This is a genomic window from Niveispirillum sp. GW835-FHT14G11 (assembly GCF_058793615.1).
Genome location: NZ_JBXAFZ010000008.1, coordinates 321,856 through 347,208, shown reverse-complemented (window position 1 = coordinate 347,208; position 25,353 = coordinate 321,856). Strand labels below are relative to the sequence as shown.

Annotated in this window: 18 protein-coding genes; 6 read left to right on the top strand and 12 right to left on the bottom strand. The window is 65.5% G+C overall.

Features of this window, described 5'->3' with window-relative positions; all coding sequences use genetic code 11:
* Positions 1 to 35: 35 nt before the first annotated feature.
* The 3 genes from AC1Q7F_RS17015 to AC1Q7F_RS17005 all read right to left on the bottom strand — a co-directional run bounded on the left by AC1Q7F_RS17015 (position 36) and on the right by AC1Q7F_RS17005 (position 5,063).
* On the bottom strand, positions 36 to 1,586 hold the full coding sequence (locus AC1Q7F_RS17015; protein ID WP_492508955.1) for a SpoVR family protein: 1,551 nt from the start codon (positions 1,584 to 1,586) through the stop codon (positions 36 to 38).
* Complete coding sequence (locus AC1Q7F_RS17010) at positions 1,583 to 2,905, bottom strand: YeaH/YhbH family protein (protein ID WP_492508953.1); 1,323 nt, start codon at positions 2,903 to 2,905, stop codon at positions 1,583 to 1,585. Before AC1Q7F_RS17010 ends, AC1Q7F_RS17015 begins: the two co-directional genes overlap by 4 nt.
* 208 nt (positions 2,906 to 3,113) lie before the next feature.
* Positions 3,114 to 5,063, bottom strand: a complete 1,950-nt coding sequence (locus AC1Q7F_RS17005; RefSeq protein ID WP_492508951.1) for a PrkA family serine protein kinase — start codon at positions 5,061 to 5,063, stop codon at positions 3,114 to 3,116.
* A gap of 975 nt (positions 5,064 to 6,038) precedes the next feature.
* Between AC1Q7F_RS17005 and sppA the strand changes: the two genes are divergently transcribed.
* A complete protein-coding gene (gene sppA / locus AC1Q7F_RS17000) occupies positions 6,039 to 7,844 on the top strand; it encodes a signal peptide peptidase SppA (protein WP_492508949.1) in 1,806 nt (601 codons plus the stop codon).
* Between the two features lie 178 nt (positions 7,845 to 8,022).
* Here the strand turns inward: sppA and AC1Q7F_RS16995 are convergent, their stop codons facing one another.
* From AC1Q7F_RS16995 to AC1Q7F_RS16975, 5 genes are all read right to left on the bottom strand, one after another.
* A complete protein-coding gene (locus AC1Q7F_RS16995; protein ID WP_492508946.1) occupies positions 8,023 to 9,627 on the bottom strand; it encodes a diguanylate cyclase in 1,605 nt (534 codons plus the stop codon).
* A gap of 80 nt (positions 9,628 to 9,707) precedes the next feature.
* Positions 9,708 to 10,220: a hypothetical protein gene (locus AC1Q7F_RS16990; protein ID WP_492508944.1), complete on the bottom strand. Its 513-nt coding sequence runs from the start codon at positions 10,218 to 10,220 to the stop codon at positions 9,708 to 9,710.
* On the bottom strand, positions 10,217 to 12,295 hold the full coding sequence (locus tag AC1Q7F_RS16985) for a serine/threonine-protein kinase (protein WP_492508942.1): 2,079 nt from the start codon (positions 12,293 to 12,295) through the stop codon (positions 10,217 to 10,219). Before AC1Q7F_RS16985 ends, AC1Q7F_RS16990 begins: the two co-directional genes overlap by 4 nt.
* A 170-nt stretch (positions 12,296 to 12,465) precedes the next feature.
* The gene (locus AC1Q7F_RS16980) at positions 12,466 to 13,764 is read right to left on the bottom strand and encodes a putative bifunctional diguanylate cyclase/phosphodiesterase (protein ID WP_492508940.1); all 1,299 of its coding nucleotides are present in this window, start codon (positions 13,762 to 13,764) and stop codon (positions 12,466 to 12,468) included.
* A gap of 292 nt (positions 13,765 to 14,056) precedes the next feature.
* Positions 14,057 to 14,917 (bottom strand): N-formylglutamate amidohydrolase, encoded by an 861-nt coding sequence (locus tag AC1Q7F_RS16975; protein WP_492508938.1) that lies wholly within the window; start codon positions 14,915 to 14,917, stop codon positions 14,057 to 14,059.
* 164 nt (positions 14,918 to 15,081) lie between these two features.
* On the opposite strand from AC1Q7F_RS16975, the gene AC1Q7F_RS16970 reads away from it, so the two are divergent.
* Positions 15,082 to 16,044, top strand: coding sequence for a M14 family metallopeptidase (locus tag AC1Q7F_RS16970; RefSeq protein ID WP_492508936.1), 963 nt, complete (start codon positions 15,082 to 15,084; stop codon positions 16,042 to 16,044).
* On the top strand, positions 16,041 to 17,174 hold the full coding sequence (locus tag AC1Q7F_RS16965; protein WP_492508934.1) for an AbrB family transcriptional regulator: 1,134 nt from the start codon (positions 16,041 to 16,043) through the stop codon (positions 17,172 to 17,174). Before AC1Q7F_RS16970 ends, AC1Q7F_RS16965 begins: the two co-directional genes overlap by 4 nt.
* 96 nt (positions 17,175 to 17,270) lie before the next feature.
* Here the strand turns inward: AC1Q7F_RS16965 and AC1Q7F_RS16960 are convergent, their stop codons facing one another.
* Both AC1Q7F_RS16960 and AC1Q7F_RS16955 read right to left on the bottom strand, forming a co-directional pair.
* Positions 17,271 to 19,013, bottom strand: coding sequence for a hypothetical protein (locus tag AC1Q7F_RS16960; protein WP_492508932.1), 1,743 nt, complete (start codon positions 19,011 to 19,013; stop codon positions 17,271 to 17,273).
* A gap of 168 nt (positions 19,014 to 19,181) precedes the next feature.
* Positions 19,182 to 19,667: a CreA family protein gene (locus tag AC1Q7F_RS16955; RefSeq protein WP_492508930.1), complete on the bottom strand. Its 486-nt coding sequence runs from the start codon at positions 19,665 to 19,667 to the stop codon at positions 19,182 to 19,184.
* Between the two features lie 185 nt (positions 19,668 to 19,852).
* Between AC1Q7F_RS16955 and AC1Q7F_RS16950 the strand changes: the two genes are divergently transcribed.
* Both AC1Q7F_RS16950 and AC1Q7F_RS16945 read left to right on the top strand, forming a co-directional pair.
* Positions 19,853 to 20,929 carry an SPFH domain-containing protein gene (locus AC1Q7F_RS16950; RefSeq protein ID WP_492508928.1) on the top strand — a complete coding sequence of 359 codons (1,077 nt, stop codon included), beginning with the start codon at positions 19,853 to 19,855 and terminating at the stop codon, positions 20,927 to 20,929.
* A gap of 15 nt (positions 20,930 to 20,944) precedes the next feature.
* Complete coding sequence (locus AC1Q7F_RS16945; RefSeq protein ID WP_492508926.1) at positions 20,945 to 21,385, top strand: NfeD family protein; 441 nt, start codon at positions 20,945 to 20,947, stop codon at positions 21,383 to 21,385.
* 7 nt (positions 21,386 to 21,392) lie between these two features.
* On the opposite strand, the gene AC1Q7F_RS16940 is transcribed toward AC1Q7F_RS16945, so the two are convergent.
* Both AC1Q7F_RS16940 and moaA read right to left on the bottom strand, forming a co-directional pair.
* On the bottom strand, positions 21,393 to 22,166 hold the full coding sequence (locus tag AC1Q7F_RS16940; RefSeq protein ID WP_492508924.1) for an NAD kinase: 774 nt from the start codon (positions 22,164 to 22,166) through the stop codon (positions 21,393 to 21,395).
* 57 nt (positions 22,167 to 22,223) lie between these two features.
* Positions 22,224 to 23,258, bottom strand: a complete 1,035-nt coding sequence (gene moaA, locus AC1Q7F_RS16935) for a GTP 3',8-cyclase MoaA (RefSeq protein ID WP_492508961.1) — start codon at positions 23,256 to 23,258, stop codon at positions 22,224 to 22,226.
* 56 nt (positions 23,259 to 23,314) lie between these two features.
* On the opposite strand from moaA, the gene AC1Q7F_RS16930 reads away from it, so the two are divergent.
* Complete coding sequence (locus AC1Q7F_RS16930; RefSeq protein ID WP_492508922.1) at positions 23,315 to 25,324, top strand: AsmA family protein; 2,010 nt, start codon at positions 23,315 to 23,317, stop codon at positions 25,322 to 25,324.
* The last annotated feature ends 29 nt before the right edge of the window (positions 25,325 to 25,353 follow it).

The following is a 25,353-nucleotide window of genomic DNA, read 5'->3' as shown; positions in this document are numbered from 1 at the left end:
CTCCCTCAACCGGACCTACGACGCAGATGTGATCCTCACCCGCCCCCCAGCACCACCCGCGGGCTGACATTGATCCGGCGCAGCGCCGTGCCGCCCGGGGTCTCCACCTCGGCCAGCACCACCTCATAGCCCCAGAGGTCGGCCAGATGCTGCATCACCGATTTGGCTTCCTCCTCCTCCAGCAGGATCTGGTTCATCACGTGATGCTCCAGGATCAGCTTGCGGTCACCGACCAGATCGACATCGACGATCTGGATGTCGGCCTCGGCCCAGGCGATGTCGTACTGGCGGGCCAAAGCCTGACGGACGGCACGGTAGCCGCGTTCATCATGGATGGCCGCCACCTTCATTTCCGGGTCGCGGGCGTCGTCGGCGACATGGAACAGGCGGAACTTGCGGATCAGGGCGGGTGACAGGTATTGCAGGATGAAGCTTTCATCCCGGTAATTGGCCCAGGCGTCGCGCAGCGCCCCCATCGGATCGCCCTTGCCGGCCAGATTGGGGAACCAGTAGCGGTCCTCCTGCGTCGGTTCGGTCACGATGCGCTCGATATCCTGCATCATGGCGAAACCCAGGGCATAGGGGTTGATGCCACCATAGCGCCGGTCATCGAATTCCGGCTGGAACACCACGTTGGTGTGGCTGTGCATCGCCTCCATCCAGGCGCCGTCGGTCAGCGCCCCCCGCTCATGCAGGGTGGACAGGATGCGGTAATGGCTATAGGTGGCGCAGCCCTCGTTCATCACCTTGGTCTGGCGCTGGGGATAGAAATACTGCGCCACATGGCGGACGATGCGCAGGATCTCCCGCTGCCATCCCTGCAGGCGCGGCGCCTTCTTTTCCAGGAAATAGAGGATGTTCTCCTCCGGCAGTTCCAAGAGCGTGCGGCGGCGATCGCGGTCCGACAGCGGGCTGGCGCCGCCGGCCTTGGTGGGCACCGTGCGCCACAGGTCGTTGAAGGTCGCCTCGGCATGCTCCAGCCGCTCCCGCGCCCGCTTCTCCTCGTTGCGCAGGTCGGGGCCGCGGCGGCGGGGATAACGGTGGACGCCATGGTTCATCAGGGCATGGGCGGCATCCAGGACGCGTTCGACCATGGCGTGGCCATACCGTTCCTCGCAATGGGTGATGTAGGACTTGGCGAAGGACAGATAGTCCAGGATGCCGTCGGCATCGGTCCATTGCTGGAACAGATAATTGTTCTTGAAGAAATGGTTGTGGCCGAAGGCGGCATGCGCGATCACCAGCGTCTGCATCGTCATGGTGTTCTCTTCCATGATGTAGCTGATGCAGGGGTTGGAATTGATCACGATCTCATAGGCCAAGCCGCGCTGGCCCTTGCGGTACATGGCCTCGTCGCGGGCGAAATGCTTGCCGAAGGACCAGTGCTTGTAGAAGAGCGGCATGCCGATGCTGGAATAGGCGTCCAGCATCTGTTCGGACGTGATCACCTCGATCTGGTTGGTATAGGTGTCCAGGCCCATTTCCAGCGCCACCTTCTCGATGGCGTCATAGACGCGGCGGACCTTGTCATAGTCCCAGTCGGCCCCGGTATAGAGGGGCGTGCCGTCAAAGGCTGTCAGGGTCATGCACTCACCTCCGCCGGTTGCCCGGCCTTGTCCTTGGCGAACAGTTCACGGAAGACGGGGTAGATCTCCCGTCGTTCCGTGACCCGCCGCATGGCCAGCGCGCCACCGGCCTGGATTTGCTTGTAGGTGCGCCACAGATCGGTTTCGCGCGGACCGCCGCCATAGGGCAGGCCGGGTGTCATCCCTTCCTGCCCCACCTCCAGATAGGCATAATATTGGCAGTCGGGAAGGATGACCTCGTTCATCAGCTGCGCCGTCCTGGTATTGTCCGACAGCGCATTGTCGCCGTCGCTGGCTTGCGCGGCATAGATATTCCATTCGGCCGGCGGATAACGCTCCTTGATCACCCGCGCCATTTCCTCCAGGGCTGTCGACACCACGGTGCCCCCGGTTTCCGGGCTGTAGAAGAAGGTCTCCTCATCCACTTCCGCCGCCTTGTGGGTATGGCGGATGAAGACCACGTCCACATGCTTGTACCGGCGCGACAGGAACAGGTAGAGCAGCATGTAGAAGCGCTTGGCCAAATCCTTCATGTGCTCCGTCATGCTGCCCGACACATCCATCAGGCAAAACATCACCGCCTGTGCCGCCGGGCGCGGTGTGGCGGCAAAGCGGCTGTAGCGGACATCGACCGGGTCGATATAGGGGATGCGCTGGGTGCGACGCAGGGCGATCTCCAGCTCTTCGCGCGCCTGGTCCAGCCGGTCGCGGTCGCGGCCGGTGCGTTCCAGATCGTCGATCTCCTGGCGCAGGGCCTTGATCTCCTCTCCCGTCGGGCGGTTGAGCGCCATGCGCCGCGCCAAGCTGTTGCGCATGGTGCGCACGAGATTGAGGTTGGTGGGCGAGCCGGAAATGGAATAGCCGGCGCGGTGCCAGTCCAGGCTGTCGGTCACGGCCAGCTTGCGCTTGGCCAGGTCCGGCAGCTCCAGATCCTCCAGGAACAGGTCGATGAATTCCTCACGGCTCAGAACAAAGCGGAATTCGTCCTGCCCGTCGCCATCGTCCGCCCCCTGATTGCCGCCACCCCCGCCACCGCTCTGCGGCGGGCGCTTGATCTTGTCGCCCGACAGGAACTCCTTGTTGCCGGGGACGACATAGTCGCGCTGCCCGCCCGTGGCGGCCCGGCGCAGGGTTGGCTCGCGGATGCCGTCGCGGGAAATGGCGATATCGCCGCCCATGTCGATGTCGCGGATGCCGCGCTGGGCCGAGGCGTCGCGCACGGCCCGCATCACCTGTTCCTTGGCGCGGCGCAGGAACCGCTGGCGGTTGGCCAGGCTCTTGCCGGAAGGATTGAGACGTCGGTCGACAATGGTGAACAAGGTTGCACCGTCCTTTCGATGGGGCCCCTTACGCTTCTCTGACCGCCTTCCCGGCGAAAGCCGGGACCCAGGGTCACAGGCACTATGGCAGTGTCAGTGTCGCAACCTGCCGAGAGGTCGGGCGCGTGGCCCCTGGGTCCCGGCTTTCGCCGGGAAGGCGGGAAAGGGGCAATCGCAACTCACATTGCCAAGTGAAGCATACGGAACCTCACCCCGCCTGCTTCACCCGCATGTACCATTCCACCAGCCGACGGACTTGACGCTCCGTATATCCCCGCGCCGTCATGCGATTGACGAACTCGGAATGTTTCTTCTCCGTGTCGCTGTCCTTCTTGGATCCGAAGCTGATGACGGGCAGCAGTTCCTCCACCTGGCTGAACATCCGCTTCTCGATGACCTCGCGCAGCTTTTCGTAGCTGGTCCATTCCGGATTGCGGCCCTTGTTGTTGGCCCGCATGCGCAGCGCGAACTTCACCACCTCGTTGCGGAAATCCTTGGGATTGGCGATGCCCGCCGGCTTTTCGATCTTGGTCAGTTCCTGGTTCAGCAGGTCGCGGTTCAGCAACTGGCCGGTATCGGGGTCCTTGAAGTCCTGGTCCTCGATCCAGGCGTCGGCATAATCCACGTACCGGTCGAACAGGTTCTGACCGTAATCATGATAGCTCTCCAGATAGGCCTTCTGGATCTCGTTGCCGATGAATTCCGCATAGCGCGGCGCCAGCTCGCCCTTGATGAATTCCAGGTACTTCTTCTCGGTATCGTCGGGGAACTGCTCCCGTTTGATGGCCTGTTCCAGGATGTACATCAGGTGGATGGGATCGGCCCCGACCTCGGTATTGTCATAATTGAAGGTGCTGGCCAGGACCTTGAAGGCGAAGCGGGTGGAGATGCCGTTCATCCCCTCGTCCACGCCGGCCGCGTCCTTGTATTCCTGCATGGTCTTGGCCTTGGGGTCCGTCTCCTTCAGGCTTTCCCCGTCATAGACCCGCATCTTGCTGAACAGGTTGGAATTGCCATGGTCGCGCAGGCGGGACAGCACCGTGAAGCGGGCCAGCATCTCCAAGGTCGCCGGTGCGCACGGCGTGCCGCCCAGTTCCGACGTCTTGATCAACTTCTCATAGATGCGCTGTTCCTCCTGCACGCGCAGGCAGTACGGAACCTTGACCACGCAGATGCGGTCGATGAAGGCCTCGTTATTCTTGTTGTTCTTGAAGCTCTGCCACTCCGCCTCGTTGGAATGGGCCATGATGATGCCCTGGAAGGGCAGGGCGCCGATATTCTCCGTCCCGATATAATTGCCCTCCTGCGTGGCGGTCAGCAGGGGGTGCAGCATCTTGATCGGCGCCTTGAACATCTCCACGAATTCCAGCATGCCCTGGTTGGCCCGGTTCAGGCCGCCGGAGTAGGAATAGGCGTCGGGGTCGTTCTGGCTGTACAGCTCCAGCTTGCGGATATCGACCTTGCCGACGAGGGACGAGATGTCCTGGTTGTTCTCGTCGCCGGGCTCCGTCTTGGAGATGCCGATCTGGCGCAGACGCGACGGGCGCAGCTTCACCACCTTGAACCGACGGATATCGCCGTCGAACTCGTCCAGCCGCTTCAGCGCCCAGGGGCTCATCAGCCCGGTCAGGCGGCGACGGGGAATGCCGAACTTCTCCTCTATCCCTTCCGCCATGGTGACGGGGTCGAACAGGCCCAGCGGGCTTTCGAACACCGGGCTGATCTGGTCGCCGGCCTTCAGGGCATAGATGGGCTTGTCCTCCATCAGCGCCTTCAACCGTTCGGCCAGCGACGACTTGCCGCCGCCCACGGGGCCCAGCAGGTACAGCACCTGCTTGCGTTCCTCCAACCCCTGCGCGGCATGGCGGAAGAAACCGACGATCCTCTCGATTGTCTCCTCCATCCCGTAGAATTCGGCGAAGGCGGGATAGAGCTTGATGGTGCGGTTCATGAAGATGCGGGCCAGGCGCGCATCCTTGGCCGTGTCGACAATCTCCGGCTCACCAATGGCGGCCAGCAGCCGTTCGGCGGCACTGGCATACATCAGCGGATCGTCGCGGCAACCTTCCAGATAGTCCATCAGCGACATTTCGACGTCGCGACGGCTTTCATACGACGTGGCGTAGTTGGCGAAAAGGTCTGTGACCAGTTTGCTCATCGGCACTCTCCTTCCTGACGGCCGGTCGACGGGCGAAGGGGCGGGCATGGGGGAACCATGCATCGCGCCGCCATGCCGGCGGTGGCGGGGGGCGGTGGACTATGGTGGCGGTCGATCCTTGCTGTCCCTCTGCGGGCCTTTCGGCCCGATGCCCGTGCCGGCCGCGTTCTGGCGTGCCGTCGGGCCGCTCTTCTCGTTACCGGCATGTCGGTTGCCCGGGCGCCGGTCGCCGGCCGCACGGATCCTTCCGGTCGTGGCGACCGGCCTCTCCCGTCCGTGCTGGCTTCACCGTCACCCATCACCCCGTGTCTCCCGGTCTGGAGGTCACTCGGCAATCAAGCTGCTGGTACCAAAGCTGCGCAAATCTCTAAACGAAACCGAACCGACGCTAAGCATCATCCTTCCCGATTGAGGCAGGCCGAAGGCATAGGTATGTATGCCGAAGCACCTGCCCTTTCGGGCGACCGGGCGGCGATCGACGCCTGCCCGATTGGGGTCCCTACCCCGTAACAACCCGCCCATCCAGCAGCGGGTTCCGTCTCCACAGCATGACCCGAAAGCAGGCTCATGGTCAAAGCATACGGGCGAGAAAATTGCTGTCTGATTAATAAGTCGCTGTTTTTTGACACTTTTAATAATGATATGGCGGATGCTGCGGCCCTATCAAAGGGGCCATCGGATCATTTTCAGCGCCGACGCGGGCGTATTTTGGTGCGGCGCGGAAGGGATGGGCATGGCGCCGGGTATGTCGAATCGGCGGCTGTGCAGATCCCCCCCCTGGCATGGCGTGGTCTGATCCCAATATAGGGTCACGCGTCCCTCATCCACCGGCGCCGCATCCGCGGCCCGGGGGGCTCAGGCTCGCGTCCTGGATGCGAGACGGGGAACCTCATCGTAACGGGGTTGTTTCAATCCTGGCCCGACAGGCGCCTTCGCGGTTAGTCTGGACGGGTTCGACATCAATCGGAACGGGTCATGCGGATCATCCTGCGCGTCTTCGCCATCATCGGCTTTCTATCGGTCCTCCTCGTCGCCGGGGCCATCGGGCTCGGCATCCATCTCGCCAACCGGCAGCCCACGTTGCCCGACACTATCGTGCTGGAACTGGACCTGGAGGAACCGCTGGCCGAAGCATCGGCCACCGATCCGGTGGCCGGCCTGCTGGGTGAGCGGCGGACGACAGTGGAACAGGTGGTGCGCACCTTGAACCGCGCGTCCAAGGATCCCCGCGTCAAGGGCATCATCGCCCGCACCGGTAACGGCGTGCACAGCTTCGCCGTGACCCAGGAACTGCGCGACAGCATTGCCAAGCTGCGCAGGGAAGGCCGCTTCGCCATCATCCATGCCGAAAGCTTTGGCGAGATGGGCAACGGCATGCAGCCCTATTACCTGGCGACCTCGTTCGAGCAGGTGTGGATGCAGCCGATGGGCGACCTGGCCATCACCGGCATGCAGGCCGAGATGATGTTCATGCGCGGCACCCTGGACAAGCTGAAGGTGGAGCCGCAGTTCCGCAAGCGCGAGGAATACAAGTCCTTCGCCGAGCAATATACGGAGACCGGCCCCACCCCGGCCAACCGGGAGGCCATCGACAGCTTGGTGGGCGACCTGTTCAACCAGTGGGTGGCCGACGTGGCCCAGGCCAGAGGCCTGAACGATGCCGCCGTCCGCGCCGCCGTGGACAAGGCCCCGCTGCTGGACAAGGATGCGGTGGACCTGAAGCTGGTGGACAAGCTGGCCTATTGGGACGAGGCGGTGGATTGGGCGCTGGAGAAGGCGGCCGCTGGCAGCGGCGTCAAGCCGGAACTGGTCGACCTGCACGACTATAACCGCGCCCCGCCGGAAGGCCTTGACCTGTCGATCAATGAGGCGCCGCTGGTGGCGATGATCGTCGGCGACGGCGCCATCATGCGCGGCGACAGCAAGGGCGACCCGCTGTCGGGCGAGGAAAGCTTTGGTGCCGCCACCATCGCCGCCGCCTTTGACGAAGCTATCGAGAATGATCAGGTCAAAGCCATCCTGTTCCGCGTCAATAGCCCCGGCGGCAGCGCCGTGGCATCGGAAGTGGTGCGCCGCAAGGTGCTGAAGGCCAAGGCATCGGGCAAGCCGGTCATCGTGTCCATGGGGTCCGTGGCCGCGTCCGGCGGCTATTGGGTGTCGATGGGTGCGGACCGCATCGTGGCGGAGCCGGGCACCATCACCGGTTCCATCGGCGTCATCGCCGGCAAGATGGTGGTGAAGGGCCTGACCGACTGGGCCGGCGTGAATGTCGAGCCCATCGGCCGCGGCGCCAATGCCGGCATGTGGTCCGCCAACACCCCCTTCACGCCAGGCCAGGAGGAACGGCTGAACGCCTTCCTGGACAGCACATATGCCGCCTTCACCCAGGGCGTGGCCCAGGGGCGCAATCTGCCGCTGGATACGGTGAAGCAGATCGCCAAGGGCCGCGTCTATACCGGACGCCAGGCCAAGGAGCTGGGGCTGGTGGACGCACTGGGCGGCTATACCACCGCCTTGGGCGAGGTGCGCAGGGCCCTCAAGCTGGCTGAGGATGCGCCGCTGCGCGCCATCACCCTGCCGCACCGCCGCTCGCAGCTCGACTATCTGATGGACCTGCTGTCGGGCGACACCAGCGCCAAGGTCGGCGATGCGGTCGCCGGCCGCGTGGCCGACCGCACCCTGGCCCCCTTCCGCCCGGTGATCGGCACCCTGGCGCCCTATCTCAGGGCCGATCAGGACATGGTGGCCGTGATGCCGGCCATGGTGCGGCAGGGGTTCTGAGGCATCGACGCATCCCTGTTCCCGCCTTCCCGGCGAAGGCCGGGACCCAGGATCACAAGCCCGACCTTTCGGCAGCTTTATCAAGGCTGTGTAGAGGTCGATCCTGGGGCCCCTGGGTCCCGGCCTTCGCCGGGAAGGCGAAATTTGGTGGTGTCCGGCCTTGAGACGGTTGATGGCCCTACGCCATCACCACCCGGTTGCGCCCTTCCATCTTGGCCGTATAGAGCGCCCGGTCGGCACGGACCAGAAGCTGGTCCAGCGTCTCGTCCGCTGCCAGGGTGGCCACGCCGACGCTGACGGTCAGGAAGCGGGGTTCCACATTGTCGTTGCCCCGTTCCTCCACAGCGGCGCGCAGCCGTTCGGCGGCGGCCAGCGCCCCCTCGATTGCCGTGTCGCCCAGCAGCACGGCGAACTCCTCGCCCCCCAGCCTTCCCATGATGTCCTGGTCGCGCAAGGTCGTGCCACAGGCGTTGCAGAAGGCGATCAGGCTGGCATCGCCGGCGGCATGGCCGAACTGATCGTTGATCGATTTGAAATGGTCGATATCCAGCATCAACAGCGACAAGGGCGTCCTGGTCATCCGGGCACGCCCCAGTTCCGCCTGGGCCCGGTCCAGGAAGGCGCGGCGGTTGGGCAGGCCCGTCAGGCCGTCCTGGCTGGCCAGCGTGCGGAAATGCGTCTCCAGTCGCGACCGCTCCGCCACCTCCACCCGCAGACGGCGGTTCAGCGCCCGGAAGCGGGCCGTGACCAGCCCGATGGCGAGGGTCAATCCGGTCAGCACCATCAGCGCCACATAGAACCAGGTCAGGTCCGGCCGCTGATCGGGGGCATAGAGAAAGCCATCCAGGTCGGTGTCGCGCGGCATCAGGCCGGCGGCGGCGAACCCCTCGGCGATATGGCGCCAGCGGCCCGCATGCATGTAGCCCACCTCCACCATGTCGGCCATCATCAGCCGCGCCATCTCCTCCGCCTCGAACGCCAGGCGTGCGCGTTCCAGATGCGGGGCATAGGTGCTGCGGATCAGGTCGATGGCAGCGGCAGGGTCGGTCAGCGCGTCGCGCCAGCCCCGCAGGCTGGCCTTGCGAAACGCTTCCACCACCGCCGGCGCCTCGCGCACCATGCGCTCGGAGGTGAAGATGGTGTCGCCGTAGAAATCGATGCCGGCGGCTCGGGGCGAAAACACCTGATAGGGGATGCCAGCGGCGCGCAGGTCATAGGGCTCGCTGGTCGTGTAGGCGGTGATGGCATCCACCTCCCCCTTGATCAGCGTTTCCACCGAACCGCTGTGCGGCAGCAATGTCAGCATATCCACCGGCACCCGTTCCACCGCCAGATAGGCCAGCAGCTCCTCCGCATGGGTTTCCAGCATCAGCCGATGACCGGGCAGGGCGTGGACATGGGGCGGGCCGCTATCGATGCGGGTCAGCAGGACGAAGGGTGAATGCTGCATCAGCACGGCCACGGCCACCACCGGCCGCCCCCTCACCCGTTCCACCAGCAGACCGGCGCTGCCCACGCCGAATTCCGCCTCGCCAGTGGCGACCTGCGCGGCGGCATCCATGGTCGGCCCCCCCTCGATGATCCGCACATCCAGCCCGGCCTCGCGGTAATAGCCCCGGTGCAGCGCCACATAGAAGCCGGCCCCCTGAAACTGGTGGGTCCATTTCAGCTGCAGGCGGACCGGCGTCAGCATCCCGTCACCCGCTGCCTGGGACAGGGCGGGCACGTTCCAGGCAATCAGGGCGCTGAACAGCAGGATCAAGCGAAGCGGGCGGAAGAGCATTGCCGACCATCAGGAAGATGAAGCGCGCCAGCTTACAGCAAGCAGCGGCAAGCGCCCGTGTCCAATATTGGCGCAGAAGGTTATTCCGGCTCTTCCTCCAGCAACCCGACCGGCTCCGCCTTGTCGGTATCCGGGCGGCCCATGACGTCGGCCCCCCAATCGGCGACCAGCATGCTGCGCCGTTCCTCCAGCTCCTTGATCTTGGACTGATTGCGCAGGCTCATCACCGCGGCCACGATCTGGGGAATGAAGAAATACATCAGCCAGCCGATGGCCGCCGCGCCGAACATCACCAGCCAAGTGCCAGGATCGGCCAGCATGCGCAGCGTCATCGACATTTCGTGCCCGCGCTGCCACAGGCGGACCACGAAGGGGGCCACGCCGCACAGGTTCATGGCACCCACGGTCAGGGCCGCCGACTTCTCCGGATCGCGGTCGATCAGATAGGCCACGAAGGTCGGGGCCAGACCCGCCAGGACCAGCACGCTGGTCGGCATCATCATCAGCCCCGCTGGGGCCAGCAGCAACAGCAGCAGCAACGCCCCGCCGCCGCCGCTGCGCCGGGGCGGCCTTCTTCCCAGCGACCGGCTCATCCCAGCCTCAGCATATAGATGACGGTGCCGATCATGGTCAGCCCGGCGACGATGGAGGTCACGACGGCGGCCACCTGCCGGCCCGCACCCTCCGCCATGCCGTTCTTGTCGGCCGCCGAGGATCGCAGCTTCTCGATCTGGCGATTCAGGCTCTCATACTGGCGCATGGCGGTCAGGAAGCCCTTGTCGTCGGCCCGGATGGCATCGACATTGTCGACGACGCGCACGATGGCGTCCAGCACGCCGTCGCGGGCCACCTGCGATACCTCCGCCTTCATGCGGTCGCGCGTCTCCCGGTTCTTGAAACGCTTGAAGACCGGGTCCATCAGGGCCACCAGCCAGTTGCACAGGTTGGGCAGCCGCGCCGGGCCGAACCGGTTCTGCACGTCGGCCAGCACCGTGATCATGGCGATCATCCGCCGCGCCGGGTCGTGCGGATTGGACAAGGGCACCAGCAGCCGGTCGTTCAGCTTTTTGTGATGGGTGGTGATGTAGCCCATCACATGCCGGTCGATCGGGTCGCGACCCCGGTTTGGCCTTGTGGCGATCTGGTCCAATGCGGCCAGCAGTTCCGACGGCGACAGCACGTAATGGTCGCGCAGCTGTGGTGACAGGCAGGGGCAGGGGGGGCACAGCTCATACACGATGCGTTCGATCCCAAAGCCCATGCCGACATGTTCCAGCAGCGCCCGGTAGCCGTCATAGGCTTGGACCATGGGCACATATTCGGGCCGGAAATCGGTCTGGCAATTCACCCAGAAATGCGGGAACTGGGCCAGCACGAATTCCGCGAAGGGCTGGATGCCGGTATTCTGCCACATCGCCTCCGCCAGGGCCGGACCCAGCCCGTCTGGCAGCAGCGACAGGCCGCGATAGCGGATGGGGGCCGGCGGGTCCAGGGCGATGGAAACGCGGGTAACCAGCTTGTCCTCCTGGCTGGCGCCGCGACCGCCGGCACCGGCCGATGCGATGGCGGTCTGCATCGCCTCTGCCCGCCCCTCATCCCCCACGGAACGGCGGACCCATTTCTCCACATCGCCGCGTTCGATCAGGGCAGCAGCGGCGGCGCTGTGCCGGGTCAGGGACCGGGACAGCGCCCGGCAATGCATCAGCTCCTCGCCCTGGAATTCGAACGGGCGGGCGCCGCGCCGGGGGATCTGCGGCTGCTTGGGCGACATGCGCCGGCCCTGCAGCCACAGATCCAGGTCGGAGACGGACCAGCGCTGCTTGGGATCATCGATCATCAGGCCGCGCAGCGGCTCCACCAGGCTCTGTGGCAGCCGGATCTGGCTGGTCAGCGCCGGGTAGGTGCCCTTGTCCATCTTCAGCTTCAGGATGCTTTCGTCATCCAGGTCGGCCAGCGGGCTGCGGCCCAGATGCATCATCAGCAGCGTCACGCCCAGGGCGTAGAGGTCGTCGCCGATGGTGCCCGGCCCGCGCCCCGCCGGTTGGGCCATGCCGCGCTCGATCGTCTCCACCAGCACGGGCTGGCCATAGCCGACGGGCACGGACAGGCAGTCGCCGATACAGACCACCGGGGAGGCCGGGTCCTTGTGGAACAGGTTGGTCGGGCGCACCGCCCCGCAGGTCATGCCGCGCGCATTCATCTCGCGCAGTGCGAACAGCAGGGTGGGGATGACGTTGCGGGTGATCTGGTCGTCGGGCAGGGGCTCGCGCGTCTCCGCCATATCCTGCATGACCCGCCGTCCGCCGGGCCGTTCATAGATCAGGACGAAACGCTTTTTGCCATCGGGCGACCAGTCCACCGTGCCCCAGTCCAGCAGGCGCAGCACGGCCGGATTCTCAATGGAGCGGTAGTTGGCCATCATGTCCACCCGGGCCGGTACGGGCCGGTCGGTGACGATGGCGAAGGCTTCGGTCTTGCGATCCCGGCTCAGTCGTGCCGCGAAGGCGGGGCCGCCGGCCGAATCCAGCGCCGGCATGGGGGTGCCGGGCATGATCTCGCACCGCCCGCCCAGATCGACGGGCATGGCAGGGACCAGTGATTCCGTTCCCCGGCGGTGCGGCGGCGGTACCGGGGCTGGCTTCTCGTCGGGGGCGGCGCTGTTGGCCATGATCGGGTGACAGGCTCGCTCTGGCGGGGCGGGATGGCGGGGAATAAGGTTTCCGCGCGCGATCATCGCAAACCATGTGCGATTGCACAATGCCGGCCGAAGGACCCGGCCGAAAGCGCTGTCTCCACCCAGCCTTTATGGAGAGGCAAGAGCTGCCGGATGGGGATGCCTCAATGCTTGTGGCGCAGGGCCTGGATCTGGGCGGCGACCATGGGGCGGTAGTAGAAATAGCCCTGGCCATAGTCGCAGCCGGCATCGGCAACGGCGATCAACTGGTGGATATGTTCGATCCCTTCCACCACGGTCCGCATGCCCAGCTCACGCGCCAGTTCCGCGATGAAACGGATGATGGCGGCCTGCCGCCCGTTGCGCAGGATGTTATCGACGAAGCTCTTGTCGATCTTCAAGGTGCTGGCCGGACTGTCGACCAGCAGCGACAGGGCGGAATGATCGCGGCCGAAATCGTCGATGGCGATCTGGAATCCCCTGTCGGCCAGCCGACGCACCTCGGCCATGGCATCTGCATCGGTCAGCATGCCTTCGGTGATCTCCAGTTCCACATGGTCGCGGTCCAGCCCCAGCCGGTCGCATTCATCGGTCAGAATGTCCAGCAGGGGCATGCCGTTGACCTGTGGACACAGCTGCACGGGGGAGATGTTCACCGACATGGCCAGATCCAGCCCTTGCCGGCGCCATTCGGCCTGCTGTTGCAGGGATTCCCGGATCAGCCACTCGCCCAGCGGGATGATGGCGCGCGCGCGTTCCGCCAGGGGCATGAACTCGGTCGGGGAGATGTTGCCCAAGGTCGGGTGGTGCCAGCGCATCAGCGCCTCCACCCCCGTCATGCGGCCCGATCTGATCTCCACCTTGGGTTGGTAAACCAGGGAAAAGCCGGTTCCGCCCCGGCTTTCCCACAGGCCATCCTCGATGGCGCGGCTGCGGGCCAGGCGGACGCGCAGATCGCTGGTGAAGGTGCCGGTGGGCCGCCCCTTCTCAATCGCGTCACAGCGGGCGATGCGGGCGGCGATGACCAGCATATCCATGTTGTCGGCCGCTTCCGGATATGTGGCCATGCCGCAGGTGATGGACAGGTGATAGCTGGTGCCGGCAATGACAACCGGCGCGTCCAGCGAGCGTTGCAGGGCGGCAAGTCCCGTCACGGTATCGGGCAGCAGGACGGCAAAGCGTTCACTGTCGAAGCGGGCCACAAGGACGTCCGGACCGAAGGCCAGCTCCAGACGTCGCCGCATGGCATGTAGGAATTCCAACGCCCCATCGTAATCCATGCGGGAGATGATGCCTTCGTAATTGTTGATCTCGATGAAGATGACCTGGGGATGCTCGCCCGCCGCTACCATCAAGGGTAGCAGCCGGTTGCCTTCCTGGATGAAGCCATGCTTGTTGAGAAGCCCCGTCAAGGGGTCTCGAAGCGTCGATACGGCATCCTCTGGCATGGTTGACGGCGGCATTCTACCCCTGCCGATATGATGAATGATCGCCTGCATCCGACACCTATGAACCTGAGGGCCATCTTAGGCACCTATGCTGGGCTTTGTCAGATGTTCAGACGGATATATTTCAGATCACGTAGTAAACGCTTTATTAATCAATATTGTCTGAATACTTGATGACTGTTTCCGTGTGTAGTTCCAAATAAGAGACGTGGAAATCGAATTTTCTGCTTGATTCGCCAAGCGAATGGGCTGTGGCGTGCACGCTGCCGCGCCACCGCAAATTCTGGCCGCCGCCACCGAGAAACCGTTATTCCGCCGCCAGTCGTGCCGTGCGGTCGAGCGCATAGTCGCGGATGGCGCCAACCAAGGTCGCCAGATTGGTGCGCAGTTCCTGGAACCCGGCATGGGGTTCCAGCGTCACCTCGTCCATATAAAGACGGCGGTCGATTTCCAGTTGCAGCGAATGCCGGCCCCGCGGCGGACAGGAATAGCGGCGGACCAGCTCCACGCCCTTGTAAGGGTCGTTCAGGCGGACGGTATAGCCCATGGCCCGCAGCGTATCGACCACCAGCCGCGTGAAGCCGCGTTCCGCTGTGGACCCGTCGCGGTCGCCGATGACGAAGTCCGGCGACTGCCGTTCCGGGCCGATCACGAAGGACGGCATGGAATGGCAATTGACGTGATAGACGGCGCCGAACCGTGCATGCAGCACCTCAATCGATTCCGCCAGCAGGTCGTGATACGGGCGCCAGTAATTGTCCAACCGGTCCAGGACCACCGATACCGGCAGCCGGCCATCATACATGGGCACCCCGGGCCGGCAGAGATGGCGGACCAATCCCATGCCCGCCAGGCTCTTGGGTGATGGATTGACCGGCGTGGGCCAGATGCCCTCCAGCATGGCGGGATCGATATCGTCGGGCGCCCGGTTCACATCGATATAGGATCGCGGGAACAGGGCGCACAGATATGTCGCCCCCATATCGGGCACCATGGCAAACAACTCGTCGACATGCGTGTCCTCCGCCTGGCGCAGCAGGGGGAAGGGGCAGGTGAAGTTGAAATCCACCGGATACCGGGTGCCACTGTGCGGGCTGTCGAACAATAACGGGACCGCGGGCCCGACCGGATCATGCCGGACAGCCACATCATCGATCACCAAGCTCATTCAACCCGTCCCCGGTTGCAGGAAGTCCCGATGAAGCTGCCGCAGGATTGAAACCGCGCTTTCATCGAAATGACTTGGAACCTATACCTTTCAACAGGGCCGGCGTCGATAGTGCAGAAGACATGCCTGCCTTTGTATGTTCGGACGACCGATGGGGGAGGGGCATGGCGCGTATCGATCCCTTGACGCCTGACGATCTCTGGCCGCCGAACCTGCGGCAGTGGGCGCCGGGCAATGCCGGTACCCCCTATGTCTGGCGGTTCGAGGCGGGACGGCCCGGCCCGCATGTCGTGGTCAATGCGTTGATGCATGGCAATGAATATGCCGGCACCATTGCGGCCGCCACGCTGTTGCAGGCGGGCATCAGGCCCATATGCGGCAGCCTGTCCTTCGCCTTTGCCAATATCGAGGCCTTCGCCCAGTTCGATCCCGACTTCCCCATCATGTCCCGCTATGTGGAAGAGGACATGAACCGGGTCTGGTCGCCCCTGTCACTGGCCGACGGGGTGCCTAGCCTGGAACGGCGGCGGGCGCGGGAGCTGTGGCCGCTGTTCGCCACCGCCGACCTGTTGCTGGATCTGCATTCCATGCAGCATGACCGCATCCCCCTGATGCTGTGCGGGGCATCGGCGCGTGGGCGGGAATTCGCCCGGCGCGTGGGCCTGCCTGCCATCATCGTGGCCGACCGGGGCCATGAGGGCGGCAGCCGCCTGATCGACCATCCACGCTTCACGCAAGGCGGCGCGGACGGGCCCGTGGCGCTGCTGGTTGAGTGCGGCCAGCATTGGGACCGGACCAGCGCGGATGTGGCGCTGGCGGTGGCGGCGCGGTTCCTGCTGACGGCCGGTGTGGTGGATGCAGGTGCGCTCAGCCCATGGCTGCCATCCGCGCAACCACCCCCCGCCCGGCTTGTCGAGGTGACGGAAACCGTTACGGTAAGAAACGACCGATTCCGGTTCCTGAAGGAATACCAGGGTATGGATATCATCCAAACCGCCGGCACCGTCTTCGCCCTGGATGGCGAAGTGGCGTTGCGCACGCCCTATGATGATTGCGTGCTGATCATGCCGTCGCGGCACACGGAACGGGGGCAGACGGCGGTGCGCCTGGGCCGGTTCCTGGCATGAGCACCCCGCCCGATCCGGCCCAGGGCCCCGCTTCCGCCCCCCCTGGTCGTCGTCGCCGGTTCGACTGGCCCGCCTTCGCCACCGCCATGGCGCTGGGCACGGCGGGCGGCATCATCTGCTTCAAGCTGCATGTGCCGCTGGCCTTCATGATCGGGGCCATGCTGGCCACCACGGTGGCGGCCCTGGCCGGGGTGCGCACCATGGTGCCCAAGGGTCTGCGCGACGGGCTGGTGATCGTGCTGGGCATCATGCTGGGCAGCGCCTTCAACCCCACGCTGCTGGGCCATCTGGGCGAATGGTCGATCAGCCTGGGCTTCATGGCCGTCTATATCGCGCTGGGTGCCGCCATCGGCACCTTCTACCTGCGCCGTTTCGCCCGCTATGATCCGGCCACGGCCTATTTCACCGCCATGCCGGGCGGGTTCACGGAAATGGTGCTGATGGGGGGTGCCTTGGGCGGGGATGACCGGTCCATCGCGCTGGGCCATAGCTTGCGCATCATGCTGGTGGTGATGACGGTGCCCTTCGCCTTCCAGGCGCTGCCCGGCTATGACCCCGCAGGGCGGGACTGGAGCCTGCATGGGCTGGGCCCCTATCCCTGGGAACTGGGCGTGATGGATTATGCCATGATCGTCGCCTGCTTCGCAGGCGCGCCGGTGGCGCAATGGCTGCGCATTCCGGCCGGCATCCTGGTCGGGCCCATGCTGCTGTCGGCCGTCCTGCACCTGACGGGGGTCACGGCGGTGAAGCCGCCGGGCCTGCTGGTGGCCGCCGCCCAGGTAGTGATCGGGGCCTCGGTCGGTGGGCGGTTCCAGCGGGTGCCGCTGATGCGCATCGCCCGCACGGCCGGGGTGGCGGCGGGGCTGACGATCCTGCTGCTGCTGGTGACGCTTGCCCTGTCGCTGGTCGTGCACCTGATGACGGGGCTCAGCCTGGCGGGCCTGATCCTGGCTTATGCGCCGGGCGGGCTGGCGGAAATGAGCCTGGTGGCCCTGTCGCTGCATGTGGACGCGGCCTTCGTGGCCACGCACCATATCGTGCGCATCGTCCTGATCATCCTGTTTGCCCCCGCCGCCTATCACCTGTGGCGGCGCTGGGTGAAGCGACGTGAAACAACCAACGGGCATTGACCGATGCCCCCTTGATCGGCGGCGACCGCCGCCGCCCGGGACGTGCCGCGCAAGCCCAAGCGGCCGGATGGCCGCGCCCGACGCTTGGGGGAGCTGTTACATGAACTGCGCCTGGCGCAGCAGTCCATAGAACTGCCGCAGGGCGTTGGCCTGTTCCTGCGGGGTGTTCAGGCCCTCCACGAACTTGCCGTCGAAATTGGGCTGGCGCAGATGGCCGACGATCTGATCGCGGACCATCTTGCGGGCCTTCGGGCTGGACAGCACGTCGTTGGCGGCAAACTGCATCAGGCGGGTGGCGCGGATGCGCAGGCCGGCCGACGGATCGTCCAGGCGTTCGATCACCTTGGCACTGGAGATATAGCTGGCCACCATCTCGTCCACCCGGTCGGCGAAGGCGGTGCGCACATCATCCTCCAGGCCGGAATGCACCAGGGAAACGTACAGCGACGCCATGGCCTGCATCTTGGGCTTCAACGGCACCTGCAGCCCAACCAGCTGGTTCACGTCACGGTCGGTGGACAAGAGCGGGCGCAGGCGTGCCACCACGGTGTCCGCCTCCCGCTGCCCCGTATCGGCACCCGACAGTTCGGAGAGGTAGAGGGCACGGTCGCGCAGGTTGGGCAGCATGCCCATCACGCCCTCGATCGACAGCCGCCGCCCCTCGCCACCGCCCTGTTCGATGAAGCGCAGATGGCCCAGCGTCAGGGCGTCGGCCATGCGGGACCCGCCGAACAGGCCCGACGGGGTGATCAGGCGGGTGGCCAGGGCCACGAAGCTGGCGCGGTTGCGCTCCGGATCGCGTGCCAGCGGGACATTGCCGCGCAAGGACCGCTGGAAGCTCTCCAGCACCACCTGCCAGGTCTGCGGCGCATGCCCCATGCCCAGCCACTGGCTCAACACCTTCGCGATGGGCGGTGCCATCTCCCGGTCCGTCGGCTCGAACTTGCCTTCCAGCATGTCCAGCATGCGCTGCATCGCCGTGGCCAGATCGGGCTGACGGCCCAGCAGATCCTGGATCACCGAGGGGAAGCTGCTGGCATCGGCTACCAGCGTATCGATGATGTTGATATGGGCGGTCTTGTTCTGGGCGGCGTCGCCGGCGCTCTCCAGCAGCCATTCGACCTTGCCCAGCAGGTTGCGGATCTGCACCAGATCGCGGCAAAGGATGACCTTGGACAGGTAGTCGGCCTCAGCCTCATTCCCCTGGCACAGGGCCTCCACCTTGTCCAGCGCCCCGCGGAAACCATCCTGCTTGACGCTGAAACCGGCACGCTTCTGCGCGTCCTCCGCCTTGACGCGCAGGTCGGTCAGGCTGGAATAGATCAGGTCGCGGCGTTCGCGCACGTCCTGGCCCGTGGCCTTGCCCTGGATGCTGGCCACCCGGCCCACGGCCGTGGGCACCAGATTCTCGAAATTGACGGCACGCTTCATCTCCGCTGCGTTGTACAGCAGCTCCGATGCGGTCAGCGCCTTGTCCTCCAGATATTGCCGCAGCAGCTTGGAGATGGTCTGCCGGCTTTCGGCCTGGAGATAATCGGTTGGGGCCGCGCATACGGGACTGTCATCAATGGGCTGGACCGCGATGGTCTTACCCTTCTGTTCCCGCATCTCGGAGAAAATGATGGTTTCCGTCGCGGGTTTCCCCGGAACACCCGCGAAGTCGCGGATGATGCGCACGCCATCGCGGTTGGGCAACAGCTTGTTGGCCAGCGCCCGCGCCTCGTCCTCGCTGGCCAGGGTGTCTTCAATGACCCAGTGATCCACCTTGAACGTGTGGACCTCAAAATTCAGGCGGCGCCCAATGGCGGAACCCTTGCCGCCCCCGACAAGGCTCGTCATCCACATGACCTACGGTCCCCATTTTGGAGTATGTATCGCCCCTTTGGGGCCCCCGATACATACCACCGAACGGCATAGAAGATAAACCTTGTATTAACCCATTTGTCTGTTTTTACCAAAGGAAAGCCGGCAGGTCCAGCCAAACGCCAGCCTGACCCTTCAGGGTATTCATTTTGGCTTACCCTTTTCCCAGACGGCGTTTGCCGCGAAAAGCGGCACGGTGGTGATGGACATCTTGGCCGACGCGTCCTTTACCTGACGACTATAGACGACATAGATCAGGGTATCGTTGGCCTTGTCATAGATGCGGCGCACGGCGATGGACTTGAAGATCAGGCTCTTGCGTTCGGAGAACACCTGCTCCCCGCGCTTGGACAGGTCGATATCGCCGATGGCAATGGCGCCGGTCTGCCGGCAGGCGATCGACGCGTTGGACGGGTCCTCGAACCAGTTGCCCTTGGACAGCCGGTCCCAGACCGACCGGTCGAAATCCACGATATGGCAGGTCACCCCCTTCACGTCCGGATCGGCGAAGGCGGTGATGTCCAGCTCATTGCCGGTCCAGTCATTGCTGAACTCCCCCACGATGTCCTGCGCAGCGGCGGGCAGGGCTAGCGCCAGGGACACAAGCAGGGCGGCGATGGGGTGGCGCATGGCGGAAACTCCAGTCTAGGGGCGATGGGGGCGCAGGCTATGCCGGGCGGGCGGCGGGGGCAAGCGGGGCCGGCGAATGGCACCGGCCGATCGCCCTTCAATGGTTGTGCCGGCTTACTTGTGCTCGCCCTTCCCCCTTCCCACATGCGATGATGGGAACAAAGGTTCAAGGGGGGAGCCAAAAGATGGAATTGGGTATTTTCGCCATCGTCGTGGCGGGTTTCGGCATCCTGCTGGCCTTTGCCGGTATCAAGACCGTGCCGCAGGGCATGGAATTCACGGTGGAGCGGTTCGGCCGCTATACGCACACGCTGCGGCCCGGACTGCATTTCATCATCCCCTTCGTGGACAGCGTCGGCTCCAAGATGAACATGATGGAGATCGTGCTGGACGTGCCCAGCCAGGAGGTCATCACCAAGGACAACGCCATGGTGAAGGTCGATGGCGTCGTCTTCTATCAGGTGCTGGACGCCGCCAAGGCCGCCTATGAGGTGAGCCAGTTGCAGGTGGCCATCCTGAACCTGACCATGACCAATATCCGCACCGTCATGGGCTCCATGGACCTGGACGAGCTGCTGTCCCAGCGCGACCGCATCAACGCCCAGCTGCTGCATGTGGTGGACGTGGCGACGCAGCCCTGGGGCATCAAGGTCACCCGCATCGAGATCCGCGACATCCAGCCGCCGCGCGATCTGGTGGACAGCATGGCCCGCCAGATGAAGGCGGAGCGTGAGCGCCGGGCCCTGATCCTGGAAGCCGAAGGCGCGCGGCAGGCCGCTATCCTGAAGGCAGAGGGCCAGAAGCAGGCCGCCATCCTGGAAGCCGAAGGCCGTCGCGAGGCCGCCTTCCGCGATGCCGAGGCGCGTGAGCGCGAGGCGGAGGCCGAGGCCGAAGCCACCCGCATGGTGTCGGACGCCATCTCCGCCGGCAATGTGCAGGCCATCAATTATTTCGTGGCCCAGCAATATCTGACCACCTTCAAGGAATTCGCCCACAGCCCGAACCAGAAGGTGTTCTTCATGCCGATGGAGGCCACGGGCATCATCAGCTCGCTGGGCGGTCTGGCGGAACTGGCCAAGGACGCGTTCAATGGCGGCGGCGGGGGGCCGCCCACCCCGCCGCCGGCGGCGCCCAAGCCCAGCCCCCGCCGGGCTGTGGCCAGCACCGTGCCGGCCGCCGGCGCCACCAATGCGGAACAGGCGGCTGCCATCAAGGCGGCCGGCGCACCGCCGTCACCCTGGGGCAATTCCAGCGACACCTGAGGAAGGGAGAAGGCCATGGAGGGATTCCGCGTTCTCTACTGGTACTGGTGGTGCCTGGCGCTGGTCCTGGCGGGCCTGGAGATGTTCCTTCCCGGTGCTGCCTTCCTGTGGATCGGCGGCGCCGCGGCTGTCGTCGGGCTGGTGGTTCTGGCCGTGGATATCGGTTTCCCGGCGCAGCTGGTGCTGTTCGGGGTGCTGTCGGTGCTGGCCTGGTTCCTGTCGCGGCTGCTGGTGCGCGCCGATCCCGCCGACGGCCATGCCAGCACGCTGAACCGGCGCGGGGAACAGTATCTGGGGCAGGTCCTGACCCTGGAGGCACCCATCCTGAACGGATTCGGCCGGGCTCGGGTGGATGACACGATCTGGCGCGTGGCCGGCCCGGCCGACCTGCCGGAGGGTGCGCGCGTGCGGGTCACCGGCGTGGACGGGACGGTGCTGCAGGTGGAGGCGGCGTAGTCGCCGCCTACGGCGCGAACTGTTCCTTCAATATCCGTTCCTCCAGCGCCATTTCCGGGTCGAACAGCAGGGTGCAGGTCACCTTGCGGTCCTCGCTGATTTCCACGCTGGCCACGTCGCGCACTTCGGTGAAGTCGGCCACGGCGCTGACCGGGCGCTTGGCGGGTTCCAGCACGTCGAACTGGATGCGGGCCGTATGCGGCAGCAGGGCACCGCGCCAGCGGCGGGGGCGGAAGGCGCTGATCGGGGTCAGGGCCAGGATGTCGGCGCCCAGCGGCAGGATGGGTCCATGGGCCGACAGGTTGTAGGCCGTGCTGCCGGCGGGGGTGGAGACCAGGGCGCCATCGCAGGTCAGCTCCGGCATGCGCTCCTTGCCATCGACCGTGACGCGCAGCTTGGCGGCCTGCCGCGTCTCGCGCAGCAGCGAGACCTCATTGAAGGCCAGACCCTCGAACGCCGCGCCTTCGCGCGTCGTGGCCTTCATGCGCAGCGGATGCAGCACGACACGCTGGGCCCGCATCAGGCGGCGGGTCAGCCCATCCTCGCTATAGTCGTTCAGCAGGAACCCGACGGAGCCGCGGTTCATGCCATAGACGGGAATGCCGCGGGGCAGATAGCGGTGCAGCGTTTCCAGCAGGAAGCCGTCGCCGCCCAGGGCCACGATGATCCCCGCTTCCTCCGGCGGGACGCCGGCATAGCGCACGGCAAGCCTGTCCCTGGCGGCGCGCGCATCCGGCGTATCGGAAGCGACGAAGGCGAGCGGCACGGGTGTCTGGGACAAGGCGGGTTTCCCGATATCACGGCAGGGGCGCAGCTTAACCGATACGGACCCGGCTTCTCAACCGCCGGTGACACTCATATGCCGGCCCACGGCCGGCGCCAGGCCACGGCCGATGATGAAATCATGGCCCTTGGGCTTGCGGGTGATGGCCGAACGGATGGCGTCATGCAGCAGCCCGTCATCGGGGCTGGCCCGCAAGGGGGCCCGCAGGTCGGCCGCATCCTCCTGCCCCAGGCACATAAACATCGTGCCGGTGCAGGTGACGCGCACCCGGTTGCACGCCTCGCAGAAATTATGGGTCAGGGGCGTGATGAAGCCCAGGCGACGACCGGTCTGCGCCACGGTGACATAGCGGGCGGGGCCGCCCGTGCGGTGGGTGCTGTCGATCAGGGTCCAGCGCTTTTCCAGATCGGCGCGCACATCGCGCAGCGACAGGAACTGTTCCTCGCGCACGGCACCGCCGCCATTGCCGTCCATGTCGCCCAGCGGCATCACCTCGATCAGGGTCAGGTCGAACCCCTTTTCCCCACACCAGGCCAGCATCTGGTCCAGTTCCAGATCATTGACGCCCTTCAACGCCACGGCATTGATCTTGACCTCCAGCCCCGCCGCCCGCGCCGCCTCCAGCCCGTCGAGCACCTGGGCCAGGCGACCCCATCGGGTAATGCTGGCGAAACGGTCGGCATCCAGCGTGTCCACCGACACATTGATGCGGCGCACCCCGGCGGCGCGCAGATCGTGGGCGTACTTGGCCAGCTGGCTGCCATTGGTGGTCAGCGTCAGTTCCTCCAGCGCCCCCGTCTTCAGGTGCCGACCCAGGCTCCGGATCAGTTCCATGATGTTCCGCCTGACCAGCGGCTCCCCCCCGGTCAGGCGCAGCTTGCGGGTGCCCAGCGCCACGAAGGCGGAACACAGCCTGTCCAGCTCCTCTAGCGACAGGATGTCGGCCTTGGGCAGGAAGGTCATGTCTTCCGACATGCAATAGACGCAGCGGAAATCGCAGCGATCAGTGACCGATACGCGCACATAGGTGATGGCGCGGCCGAACGGATCGATCAACGGTGCGGGCAAGGGGGAGTGGGCAATGGTCATCGTCCGCAGGATATAGCGCGTCGGGTGCAGGGCTCCAAGCCCGACCCGCACGAAAGATGCTGCTTTCGGCCTTGTTTTGGGCATGTTCGGCTGAAAGACTGTCCGGCAATGAAATCAACCCGTTCCTGACGAGACGGACCAAGGCCATGCGCAAATTTGCCTTCACCCTCTGTCTGCTGCTGCTGATCCCCATCGCGGCGGCTGTGGCCTTGCCCTTCCTGGTGCCGGTGGGCGCCATCGTGGCCGAGGTGGAAGGGCAGGTGGAGAAGGCCACCGGCCGGGCCCTGACCATCAAAGGCCGCGTCGATCTTTCCTATTTCCCGACCATCGCCGTGACGGCCGATCAGGTGCATTTTGCCGGCATCCGCCAGGGGGAGGACCTGCTGGCCGTGAAGCGGCTTTCCGTGCGCCTGCGCCTGATGCCGCTGCTGCGCGGCCGGGCGGAGGTGGAGAAGTTCGTGCTGACCGAGCCGTTCATCGACCTGACGGTGGACAAGCAGGGCAAGCCCAATTGGGACGTTTCCGTCGCCCCCACCCCGGCGGGGCAGGAGGGCGCCGTCGGTCCCGACATGATGGCCGACCTGTCGCTGGCCGAGGTGGAGGTGGTGGATGGTCGCCTGCGCTATACCGACGCCCGCACCGGCATGGTGCGCGAGGCGACGGATGTGAACGTCACCCTGTCGCTGCCCGACCTGGATGGCCCGCTGGCGCTGGAGGCGGCGCTGACGCTGAACGGCACACCGCTGGCGCTGGAACTGGGCATCGACCCGGTGCGCCCGCTGCTGTCGGGTGGCACCGCCGCCCTGGCCCTGGCGCTGGACGGGGCCGGCACCAAACTGACCGTGAAGGGGCAGGTGGAACGCCAGGGCGAGGCGCCGCTGGGCCTGGCTGGCGACATGGCGCTGAATGTCACCTCGCTCTCCGATCTGATCAAGGCGGCGACGGGGGCGGAACCGGCCGACCTGCCGGTCGATGACCTGACCCTGTCGGGCACGCTGTCGGGCACGCCGGCCCGGCTGGCGCTGAGCGGGCTGCAGGCCAAGGCCGGTGACCTGTCGGCCAATGGCAATCTGTCGGTCAGGCTGGATGGTGCCCGGCCGGCGCTGGGCGGCAGCCTGTCGCTGCCCCGGCTGGAACTTGACCGCTATCTGGCCGCCACGCCGCCGCCAGTGGCATCCGCGACGGCGCCCGAGACCGGGCCGGCCGGGTGGAGCAAGGAGCGCATCGACCTGTCGGGCCTGAAGGCCGCCGACCTGGACCTGACCCTGCAAATGGCCGGGCTGGTGGTCAAGGGGGTTGAGGCCGGGGCCACGACCCTGACCGTGAAGCTGACCGACGGGCGGCTGAATGCCGGGCTGGCCGATACAGCCCTGTTCGGGGGCACAATGGGCGGCAAGCTGACCCTGGACGGTGGGCGCCAGACCCTGTCGCTGGCGGTGACGGCCAATGCCAGGGGCGTGCAGGCCGAACCGATTCTGACCCGCTTTGCCGGGTTCGACCGGCTGTCGGGCGCCACCGACGGGACCATCGATATCCGCGCCACCGGCACCAACCAGCAGGAACTGGTGGGCAGCCTGAACGGCACGGGCAATGTCATGTTCCGCGATGGCGCGGTGAAGGGCGTCAATCTGGCCCAGATCGTGCGCAGCGCCATCGGCCAGGGCGGGAACGAGCCGCCGCAGACCGATTTCGCGGAAATGGGCGGCAGCTTCACCCTGACCGACGGTATCGCCGCGACGGAGGATTTCCACCTGCTGGCCCCGCTGCTGCGCGTCACCGGCAAGGGCAATGTCAACCTGCCCTCCAAGCGCGTGGATATGCGCCTGGCACCCAAACTGGTGGCCAGCCTGGAAGGGCAGGGGACGGCCAGGATGGACGCCGACGGCATCACCGTGCCCGTCCGCGTGCGCGGCCCCTTCGACAATCTGTCCTGGACGCCTGACCTGTCGTCCGCCGCCAAGGCGGCCCTGAAGGACCCGAAGAGGGCGCAGGAGCAGATCGAGAAGCTGAAGTCGAAGGAGGGCGCCAAGGACCTGCTGAAAGGATTGTTGGGCAAGAAGCCGTAGGTCAGGGCGCGGGCTTGCACCCTCCACCT